The organism is Pseudanabaena sp. 'Roaring Creek', from assembly GCF_001402795.1.
In the GTDB taxonomy this organism is placed as follows: domain Bacteria; phylum Cyanobacteriota; class Cyanobacteriia; order Pseudanabaenales; family Pseudanabaenaceae; genus Pseudanabaena.
In genome coordinates, this window is record NZ_LIRE01000078.1 from 1 (window position 1) to 4,375 (window position 4,375).

At 46.3% G+C, this 4,375-nt stretch carries 3 protein-coding genes; all 3 read right to left on the reverse strand.

The window, feature by feature from the left end; translation table 11 throughout:
* Positions 1–264: 264 nt before the first annotated feature.
* The 3 genes from AC805_RS02695 to AC805_RS02705 all read right to left on the reverse strand — a co-directional run bounded on the left by AC805_RS02695 (position 265) and on the right by AC805_RS02705 (position 4,175).
* Positions 265–1,056 carry a hypothetical protein gene (locus AC805_RS02695; protein ID WP_055073987.1) on the reverse strand — a complete coding sequence of 264 codons (792 nt, stop codon included), beginning with the start codon at positions 1,054–1,056 and terminating at the stop codon, positions 265–267.
* 5 nt (positions 1,057–1,061) lie between these two features.
* Entirely contained in the window at positions 1,062–2,870 is a 1,809-nt protein-coding gene (locus AC805_RS26685) for a peptidoglycan-binding protein (protein ID WP_055073988.1), read from the reverse strand.
* Positions 2,871–2,966: 96 nt separating this feature from the next.
* Complete coding sequence (locus AC805_RS02705) at positions 2,967–4,175, reverse strand: peptidoglycan-binding protein (protein ID WP_055073989.1); 1,209 nt, start codon at positions 4,173–4,175, stop codon at positions 2,967–2,969.
* Positions 4,176–4,375 lie beyond the last annotated feature (200 nt).

The following is a 4,375-nucleotide window of genomic DNA, read 5'->3' on the forward strand; positions in this document are numbered from 1 at the left end:
TATAGCTGTCGCCAAGTGTACTAGGACATAAACCCCAAGAATTGACTGGCGGTGCGAGGCACCGCCAGTCAATTCTTGGGGTTTGATTTGTCCTATGTCAAGTGACGGCAGCTATAATTAACGTCAGTTCGGGTTAAGCTGGCAAATTCTCAAACACCAAAAGTAAAAGCCTTGCTACGCAAGGCTTTTACTTTTGGTGTTTGAGAAAGAGTTGGCTCCGCCAACTCTTTCTCAAAGCCCGTTTCAAATTATCGCAAACTCACGTTATTTACGGACTATGGTTTGTGCGCCATTAACGATCTCGATTTTCATGCCCAGCTTATCGAGTTCTTGGGCAACGATCTGGACAGTCTTTTTGTCCACAGCGTTTTGCAAAACAAGTGACCAAGCGCCAATCTGGGCCTTGGTCAGATCGCGTTTTTCCTCGAGCCATTGCGCTGATTGGCGGGAAAATTCCGCAGCTAATTTGGGATCTTCGAGCGTCTTTTTGCCAGATAAACTTGCTTTGTCTGCCCATTCCGCTGCTTTGAGGTAGGATTCTCTTGCGCCTTTAGCGTCACCTAAAAACAAAAGTTGATCGGTTGCTCGGTATCGCCAGACTATATAGGCGTTGGGTTGTTGCTCTGGATCTAGCGATCGCAGTCCCTTCGCGTATATTTCGTTGGCTTCCCTAGGAACCCCTGCAAACATCGATACGCTAGCTGACAAATATATATAGCTACTCAGAAATCGTGGGTCGCGTTCGATAATATTTTCAAAGTAGCGAGGACTCAGGCTATACCCAGTTTGAAAGTTGTTTCTAGAAATATCATCGCCAAAGTACTGCAAAAATTGCAAAAATGCAAAATTAGCAATCATGTTATTAAACCCCAACCCTCTTGGGGGCAACTGCCGAATCAATTTCAGCCTTGCTTCTTCTTCTCTAACTGCTTTACGAGTTTCTTCTAGGGTTTGTCCGCCCAATCTTTGATTTAATTTGGGGATTTGCAAACTGAGGGTGATCGCTCCAAAAAGGGCGATCGCTCCCAAATTAATTGCAAGGTTACGAAACCGCATCTGACTTACTTGCCTTCAGAAATAAATGTATCTTTACTCAGACTATCAATCAGTTTATTACTTGGCGAACCGTCAGCGGGCGTAATTGTATAAAAGTTTTGCGCTCTGACGATCGCATTACGAGTTTCAGCAGACAATACGCCATCAGCTTTCCCATTATAGAATCCTCTCTGGGTTAATAAGCGTTGTAGTTCAGTAATTTGAGGGTTGCCTGTATTGCTGGCGGCGGGTGTTGGCGCGGTAGTTGCGGCTGGGGTTGTGGGCTTTACTTGAGGAGTTACTTGAGGATTAGCTGTGGGGGCAGGAGTTGCTTGGATGGTTGGCTGAGGAGTTGCTTGAACCGAAGGTGTCGCTGCTGCCTGCGGCTGAACGCGAATTTGTGGTTGCAACTGCGGTTGAGGAGTAGTCTGGGGCTTAGGTTCAACACGAACGCTGGGTGTCGGAGCGGTATTTACCGAGACTTGACTCTTCGGCGCACCAGATTCTAAAGCTGCGATCGTCCTCGCTCCAGCAATACCATCTGGGGTTAAACCATAGGCTTTTTGAGCGGCAATAATTGCTTCTTTAGTACGAGAACCTAGAAAACCTGTAATCGGACCATTATAAAATCCCCGATCGGTCAATAGGTTTTGTAAGTTAGCCACTCCACCATCATTGATATCTGGTGTGGTTTTAGCCGCTTGATTATTGCTTGTCGATGGATTGACCTTGGGGGCGGTAGGTCGCGCATCTTTTTGCAATGCGGCAATGGTCTGAGCACCAGCAATACCATCGGTTGTCAAGCCATAGGCTTTTTGTGCAGCAGCGATCGCGGCGTTAGTTTGCGCCCCTTTAACTCCATCGATCGCGCCATTGTAGAAACCACGCTTAGCTAATAGCTCCTGCAATGCGGCTACATCTTTATCATTAGTAGTTGCGGATTTAGTTTCAGGATTCTTGCTAGCAATATTGACGGTGCTACTACCAGATTCTAAGGCAGCAATAGTTTGCGAGCCTGCGATGCCATCGGCAGCTAAACCATAGTTTTTCTGGGCAGCCACGATCGCTAAACGCGTTTGTGGTCCCATAATGCCATCGACAGCACCATTATAAAAACCGCGCTTGCTTAGCAATGCTTGTACGTTAGAGACTTCATCACTTTTTGTCGCGGTACTGCTAATGGGCGTTACAGCAGATTTATTCCCACCATCAGTTTCTAAAGCCGCTAGGGTTTGAGGACCAGCCACACCATCGGGAGTGAGATTATAAGCCTTTTGGGCGGCCACGATCGCAGTGCGAGTTTGCGCTCCCATAATGCCATCGACAGCACCATTATAGAAACCACGGTCAGCAAGCAATTTCTGAAGATTCATCACCGCTGATGAACCACGGCTATTCGTTTCGCCAATGGCAACGGTGGTATCAGCAACATCAGCTTTGGGGGCGATTGCTTCTTTCCCATTTTCAAGCGCCGCAATGGTTTGACTACCCACAATGCCATCGGGGGTAAGCCCGTAAGCCTTTTGAGCGCGGAGGATGGCATTTTTAGTTGTCGATCCAGCAACGCCATCGATCGCGCCTGGATCGAAACCATTTTTGGATAGGAGGGACTGGATGTACTTCACATCCGAGGAAGGTGCTTCAGCAGCTTGGGCATTGAGAGTCGAACCTAAACCAACTAGTAGAGTACTACCCGTTAAAAGCAAGCTAAAACTCAGCTTGGCTGATTTAGTCGTTAATTTTTTAGACCATGCAGCAAAAGATTCGGGGATCTCGCTAGCGATCGCATCGTCTGTATAAGTAAATTCTTCTTGGATATAAGCTAGAAGTTCCATAATTAGACCTTGGGGAGATTGTGAATTGAGAGTCTTAAAACTGAGAAATATGCTGAAAAAATGCCGAGCTAGAAATAAGATTGGGATAGTTGTTAATTAGGTAGAATTAGAACTTTTGGCTGCGGGGACAGGCGCATTTTGACTGGAGCTAGGTGCTTGCTGTGTATTTTTTAAGGGTACATTGCCACTAGGCTGAGCATTGGGAGTACTTTGGGGGCTATTGGGAGCAGCTTGGGCAACATTTTGATTTTGAGAGCTATTTTGAGACTTTAGAGCTGTAAGCAATTCAGGGTTCAATGCGCCAGTCGCGGGTTGCCCGTAGGCAAGTTGCGCTTTTAAAATACTGTCCTTGGTACGAAGATCGTATTGACCGTTAAGTTCAGCCCCATAAAAACCACGCTCTTTAAGGAATAATTGAGCATCTACAACTTCTTGGGGAGTTGGCGATCGCGGTAAAGCTGGCTGGGATAGGGGGACATTATTTCCACCTGCTAGTAAGGAACGTGTCGTTAAGGGACCAACAAACCCATCTGGGGTTAAGGCGTAGGCTCGCTGGGCTCTCACGATCGCCTCAGTCGTGGATTGACCTATTTGCCCATCAATTTCACCTTGATAAAAGCCCCTTTGCTTTAGCAATAACTGTAAATTGCCAATCTCGCTTAACTCTGAACGCTGGGAATTAGGTGCTTGAGAATTAGGTGTTTGGGAATTAGGCGTTTGAGAATTATCCGATCGCACGATCGTAATTGTCTGATTGGGGCTTTGGCTCGAACCCTGATTTTGGGAGGTGTTATTATTTTTCTCTGTCGGCGTGATTGGTTTCTGAGGGACATTGTTGGTTGGCGATGAATTTCTTAGCATGACCAAGGTTTGCTCCCCAGGAATACCGTCGGCAACTAGATTGGGTTGTGTTCTTTGAAAATCAACTACGGCTTGTTTGGTAGCGCCGCCATAGACCCCATCAATATCGCCCACTGCAAAGCCACGCTGAGCTAATAAAGTCTGTACCTCCAACATATAACTGGTATCGCAAAGATATAGGTTGGTGCACCAAGGAGCCACATTAACCGAAGGCTCTAGAACGCGAGCTGATGCAGGTGCAGAGTTCCAGCCCCACCCACCAAGACTGGTAAGGGCGATCGCCGATAGCACATAGGCTTGCCATTTAATCGCAGCAAAGTTCCAATCAAGCCCGTGGCGATCGCTATCAGCAAACTCAACAGAAATGAGCAGTTGGCGATCAGATGCCCCCTGATTGGTTTGTTCGTACGCCCATGCATCATATATATATGCTGCAAGTTCCATAGGTGCTACCAAAATAATTGAGGTATACCTTATTTTAAACGATTTTTTCTGGCTTCTTATGTCAAAAAATGTATATAAGTAGCTAGACGCAATTAAATATAAAATCCAAAATCCTGTAGTGCCTGCACAGCGGGCACTACAGGATTTTGGATTTTAATTATGCCCAGTTATTAGGTTTAGTTTTTAATTCACGAAAGTGT

What these genes read in the sequence shown, in the direction of transcription:
- AC805_RS02695 (WP_055073987.1), bottom strand. Translation starts at nt 1,056, where the DNA reads ATGCGGTTTCGTAACCTTGCAATTAATTTGGGAGCGATCGCCCTTTTT.
- AC805_RS26685 (WP_055073988.1), bottom strand. Translation starts at nt 2,870, where the DNA reads ATGGAACTTCTAGCTTATATCCAAGAAGAATTTACTTATACAGACGAT.
- AC805_RS02705 (WP_055073989.1), bottom strand. Translation starts at nt 4,175, where the DNA reads ATGGAACTTGCAGCATATATATATGATGCATGGGCGTACGAACAAACC.